This window comes from Parasphingorhabdus sp. (assembly GCF_036568145.1).
In the GTDB taxonomy this organism is placed as follows: domain Bacteria; phylum Pseudomonadota; class Alphaproteobacteria; order Sphingomonadales; family Sphingomonadaceae; genus Parasphingorhabdus.
Genome location: NZ_DATCTC010000039.1, coordinates 203,027 through 209,099, shown reverse-complemented (window position 1 = coordinate 209,099; position 6,073 = coordinate 203,027). Strand labels below are relative to the sequence as shown.

Sequence of the window (6,073 nt, the reverse complement as noted above, 5' to 3'; positions counted from 1 at the left end):
AAAGGAAAGTGGCGCGCCCAGGAAGATTCGAACTCCCGACCCCTTGATTCGTAGTCAAGTACTCTATCCAGCTGAGCTATGGGCGCGCATTGTGGGTGTCAGATAGGGGGACTTTCCCTATCTGGCAACCCATTTTATCTGTTTTTACTATCGTTTTTTGCGAGAGCCGCTTGCGCCGCGGCAAGCCGTGCAATCGGAACCCGATATGGCGATGCACTGACATAGTCCAATCCTGTTTTTTCGCAGAAAGCGATAGAGGCCGGATCACCGCCATGCTCTCCGCAAATGCCAAGCTTGATGTCGCTACGTGTCGCCCTGCCCCGTTCTGCGGCCAGTTCGATCAACTGCCCGACGCCGTCAATGTCCAGGCTGACAAACGGGTCACGCGGGAAAATGCCTTTTTCGACATATTGGGTCAGGAACCGGCCTGCATCGTCGCGGGAGACCCCCAAAGTCGTCTGGGTCAGGTCATTGGTGCCGAAACTGAAAAACTCGCCATGTTCGGCAATTTTATCAGCCATCAGCGCCGCTCGCGGCAATTCGATCATTGTGCCGACCAGATATTCAATCCGCCGGCCTTTCTCTGCGAAAACTTCCTCGGCCATGCGATTGACGACATCTTTCATCAATTCCAGCTCTCGCGCAGTGGCGACCAGCGGGATCATCACTTCGGGAACCGGAGCTTCACCGCTGGCTTCTGCAATTTCGCAAGCTGCTTCGAATATCGCCCGCGCCTGCATCTCGTAGATTTCAGGATAGGTGATGCCCAGGCGGCAACCGCGATGACCCAGCATCGGGTTGAACTCATGCAATTCATTCGCCCGCTGTTTCAGCGTTTCGACACCTACACCCGCAGCCGCAGCAACTTCTTCAAACTCTGCCTGATTATGCGGCAAAAATTCGTGAAGCGGTGGATCGAGCAAGCGGATGGTTACCGGCAACCCCACCATGACTTCAAAAATCTGGCGGAAATCCTCACGCTGTTCCGGCAGTAACTTTGCCAGTGCTTCGCGCCTGCCCGCTTCGTTCGAAGCCAGAATCATCTGGCGCACAGCGGTAATGCGGGAGCTTTCAAAGAACATATGCTCGGTCCGGCACAGGCCGATACCTTCTGCACCAAATTCCCGCGCCGTTTTGCAATCCAGCGGCGTTTCCGCGTTGGTGCGGACACGCAGCCGGCGGACTTTGTCAGCCCACTCCATCAGGACGGCAAAATCGCCAACCAGTTCAGGCTGAATCGTTTCCACACGCCCTGCCATCACCTGGCCATTGCTGCCATCGATTGTCAGTATGTCGCCTTCTTTAAGCTCGCGATCGCCGATTTTCAGCAATTTCGTGTCTTTATTAATGCTCAGACTGCCAGCGCCGGAAACGCAAGGGCGGCCCATTCCGCGCGCAACCACGGCCGCATGTGACGTCATACCGCCACGCGCCGTCAAAATACCCTTGGCCGCGTGCATACCGTGAATATCTTCCGGTGAGGTTTCCACCCGTACCAGTATCACATCCTCGCCCAATTCCGTGCGGCGTTCGGCCGTATCGGAATCGAACACGATTATACCGCAAGCAGCACCGGGAGACGCCGGCAAACCGGTAGTCAGCACATCGCGCTTGGCTTCGGGGTCAAGCGTGGGGTGAAGCAACTGGTCCAGCGCCATCGGATCAACCCGTGCGATAGCTTCTTCGCGGGTGATTAAGCCGTCATTGGCCATATCCACCGCAATTTTCAGCGCGGCTTTGGCAGTCCGCTTGCCGGAGCGGGTCTGCAACATCCATAATTTGCCGCGTTCTACCGTAAATTCAATGTCCTGCATGTCCCGGTAATGGCGCTCGAGCAGATCAAAAACCTTGGTCAGCTCGCCATAGGTTTCCGGCATTGCCTCTTCCATCGACAATGGTTTTGCGTTGGCTTCCTCGCGGGCAGCTTTAGAAAGATATTGCGGCGTGCGGATACCGGCAACCACATCTTCGCCCTGCGCGTTGATCAGCCATTCGCCATAATAGGCGCTGTCGCCGGTGGACGGATTGCGGGTAAAGGCCACACCGGTTGCCGATGTATCACCCATATTACCGAAAACCATCGCTTGCACATTAACAGCCGTGCCCCATTCGGAGGGAATATCGTTGAGCCTGCGATAAACTTTCGCCCGCTCGGCCTGCCAGCTACCGAAAACGGCGCTGACTGCACCCCAAAGCTGATCATTCACATCCTGCGGAAACGGCTTGCCCCATTGTTTTTCGACAAGAGCCTTATATTCGGCGACCAGAGCCTTCCAATGCTGAGACTCCATCTCGGTATCCGTGAAGAAGCCATTATCTTCCTTGGCAATTTCCAGTGCTTCCTCAAAAGCATCATGGTCCAGTTGCAGCACAACATCGGAATACATCTGGATGAACCGGCGATAGCTGTCCCATGCGAAACGCTCATCACCGGATATTTTGGCAAGCCCTTCAACGGTTTCGTCGTTCAGGCCGAGATTAAGCACTGTATCCATCATCCCGGGCATTGACGCACGCGCACCGGAGCGCACCGAGACGAGCAGCGGATCGGCCGCATTGCCGAATTTCTTGCCGGTTACAGACTCGATATGCGCCACACCCTGCGCCACTTCTGCGGTCAGGCTGTCCGGATAGACGCCGCCGTCCTGCATAAAGCGGGTGCACATTTCGGTAGAGATCGTAAAACCGGGAGGAACCGGCAGGCCAATATTCGCCATTGCTGCCAGATTGGCGCCCTTGCCGCCCAGCAGGTTGCGCGCTTCTGTCGCATCTGTCGGAGCGCCATCCGCGTCCATACCACCGCCAAAACGATATACATATTGGGTCATTATTCAGCCTTCAATCTTGGAAAAATCAGCAACTGTGTGAACTGCATCGCGCACCCGCGTCAGCAAAGCAAGCCGGGCGGTGCGCTTGACGGGATCGTCATCATTAACCGTGACATTATCAAAAAACGCATCAATCGGCGAGCGCAGTGACGCCAGTGCCGCCATTGCGCCTTCGAAATCTTCCGCTTCAATGGCGGTGGCGGCTTTGGGTTCCGCACTGTCCAGCGCTTTGATTAGTGCAGTTTCGGCAGGTTCAGCCTCATAGCCCAGCGCGACGCGCTCCGCACTTGATGCGGAGCCCAGAGTGTCGGTCGCGCCCTCCACCCTAGGCTCCGGGTCTGCGCCCGGAGCACTTTCTTTCTTCAGTATGTTCGCTGCGCGCTTGTAACCGGCGAGAAGATTTACGCCGTCTTCGGTTTCCACGAATGCCTGCAATGCCTTTACACGGGCGAGTAGACGGACGAGATCATCTTCACCGCCGAGAGCGAACACAGCGTCAATGAGATCGTGACGGACGCCTGCTTCTCGTTGTTGGACCTTGAGGCGGTCTGCGAGGAAATCTAATAAATCAATAGCGGTAGCTTTGGAACGGATAGTAAATAACTTAGCGTCTTCGTTAGCCTGATCAGTTGCCGCTTCGATCAAAGGGTTAAACATTTCCTTCCAGCCTAACTCTGTTTTTAGCTTTGCTATTTGATCGATTGTCGGCAAAATTCGATCAATGGGGCTTATCTGGTTCCGAAAGGCGACGTTTGAAGCGGCAATAAAACCAGCCATCAACAACGGCACCTTTATGCTATTTTTCTCAATTATGCTTACCACGCCTAGAGCTGCTCGCCTAAGTGCAAAGGGATCTTTCGAACCAGTAGGCGGCATGCCTTCATATAAAAACGCTGCTAACGTATCCAGCTTATCCGCCAAACTCACGGTCACCGTCACCGGATCGGTGGGCACATCGTCGCCCTGCCCGACCGGCTTGTAATGATCGCGAATTGCCTTGCTTACCTCTTCGGACAAACCTTCTTTCTCTGCGTAATAGCCGCCCATGATGCCTTGCAGCTCGGGAAACTCGCCGACCATTTCGGTGACGAGATCAGCTTTGCAGAGACGTGCGGCCTCAACCACTTCACTATGAAATGTATCGCCGGGGCTGGACTGGTAAAAACCATTCCCTTCTAAAGAAACCAACCACTCGGCCAACTTGGCCACACGCTCTACCTTGTCGGCAACCGTTCCCAGTTTTTCATGGAAAACAATGTTGCTCAATTTCCTGGCATGATCTTCCAACTTCGTCTTCTGGTCAAGCTCCCAGAAGAATTTGGCGTCGGATAATCTTGCCGCCAGCACTTTTTCATTACCCGCAACAATCGCCTTGCCGCCATCTATGGCGTCAATATTGGCGGTGCAGATGAAATTCGGCGCCAGCTTGCCGTTCTTGTCACGGCAGATAAAATATTTCTGGTTCACCCTTGCGGTGAGCTGAATAACCTCTTCCGGAACATCCAGAAACGCGGGATCGAAGCTACCCAGAAGCGGCACAGGCCATTCGGTCAGGCCGGCATTTTCGATGACCAACCCCTCGTCGATGACGAGTTCCAGGCCCGCATATGATGCCGCCTTGGCCGCACCATCGCGGATGATGGTTTCCCGCTCGTCATGATCGACCAGAACATGGCAGGCGCGCAGTTTTTCGACATGATCACCGGCATTGCCGATGGTAATCATGCCGTCATGATGAAAACGGTGGCCGGTGGTTTCATATCCTGACACCACGCCGTCAATCTCGCACGAAACAAGATCATCACCAAATATAGCAACAATACCCGCCAAAGGCCGAACCCAGCGCAGGCTTTCAGTCGATTGGCTGGCATCTCCCCAGCGCATAGACTTGGGCCATGGAAAGGCTTTGACAATCGCCGGGATGGCTTCGGACAGCACATCGCTGGTCGCCCTGCCCGGCTTGTTTATAACGGCAAACAGGGTCGGACGTCCTTTTACATCACGCACTTCCAACTGGTCGCGGGTGACGCCATTTTTGCGGCAGAAGCCTTCAATCGCCTGATCCGGCGCGCCTTCGGGCGGTCCTTTGGCTTCCTCGCTGACGGCCTCTGTCTGCTCCGGCAAATCTTTTGCGATCAGCGCAAGCCGCCGCGGCGTCGAGTAAACCGTAATTTCTCCGGCTTTCAATCCAGCGTCATTTAATTGCTCGACAAATAGCCGTTCCAGATCGGCGCGGGCCTTTGCCTGCATCCGTGCGGGGATTTCTTCGGAGAGTAGTTCGAGAAGAAAATCGCTCATTACGCCGCCCACCCGTTCTTCGTCATATAGGCTTCACAGCTACCCTTGGCCAGATCACGGACACGGCCCATGTAGCTGGCCCGCTCCTGAACACTGATCACACCGCGCGCTTGCAACAGGTTGAATACATGGCTGGCCTTGATGGCTTGTTCATAGGCGGGAATGGGTAATTTCGCGTCGAGGCAATTTTCGCATTCACCAACCGCTTTGTTGAACAGGTCGAACAGCATTTCGGTGTTCGCAACCTCAAAATTCCACTCCGACATCTGCCTCTCATTATCCAGGAAGATATCGCCGTAACTTACTCCATTGCCATTATAATCCAGATCATAGACGCTATCGACGCCCTGAATATACATGGCAAGACGTTCCAGCCCATAGGTCAGCTCGCCAGATACCGGCTTGCAGTCAAAACCACCCATTTGCTGGAAATAGGTGAACTGGGTCACTTCCATACCATCGCACCAGACTTCCCAGCCCAGACCCCATGCGCCAAGCGTCGGGCTTTCCCAGTCATCCTCGACAAAGCGGATATCGTGGAGCATCGGATCAATGCCGATAGCGGTCAGGCTATTGAGATAGAGCTGCTGAATATCAGGCGGTGACGGTTTCAGGATCACCTGATATTGGTAATAATGCTGCAACCTGTTGGGGTTCTCGCCATAGCGGCCATCTGTCGGGCGCCGGCATGGCTGCACATAAGCGGCATTCCATGGATCAGGACCAAGAGAACGCAAAGTCGTTGCGGTATGAAAAGTACCTGCGCCCATTTCCATATCATAAGGCTGCAAAATCGCGCATCCCTGATCGCTCCAGTAGTCATGGAGCTTAAGGATGATCTGCTGGAAGCTGAGCGGCTTCTGGTCGTTCAAGGTGGTAGCTTTCTTCGCCAATGAAATATGCTGTGCAAAAGTTTTGCGGCTGCTTTGGCGAAAGCGCCTCAAAGG

At 54.6% G+C, this 6,073-nt stretch carries 3 protein-coding genes and 1 tRNA gene; all 4 read right to left on the bottom strand.

The annotated features are described in order from the left end of the window. Positions 1–9: 9 nt before the first annotated feature. Positions 10–86, bottom strand: a tRNA-Arg gene (locus VIN76_RS16230). A 48-nt stretch (positions 87–134) separates the two neighbouring features. Next, positions 135–2,828 carry a pyruvate, phosphate dikinase gene (ppdK, locus tag VIN76_RS16225; protein ID WP_332042906.1) on the bottom strand — a complete coding sequence of 898 codons (2,694 nt, stop codon included), beginning with the start codon at positions 2,826–2,828 and terminating at the stop codon, positions 135–137. A 3-nt stretch (positions 2,829–2,831) separates the two neighbouring features. Further along, positions 2,832–5,126: a glycine--tRNA ligase subunit beta gene (gene glyS, locus VIN76_RS16220; RefSeq protein ID WP_332042905.1), complete on the bottom strand. Its 2,295-nt coding sequence runs from the start codon at positions 5,124–5,126 to the stop codon at positions 2,832–2,834. Next, positions 5,126–6,019: a glycine--tRNA ligase subunit alpha gene (locus tag VIN76_RS16215; protein WP_332042904.1), complete on the bottom strand. Its 894-nt coding sequence runs from the start codon at positions 6,017–6,019 to the stop codon at positions 5,126–5,128. Before VIN76_RS16215 ends, glyS begins: the two co-directional genes overlap by 1 nt. Positions 6,020–6,073 lie beyond the last annotated feature (54 nt).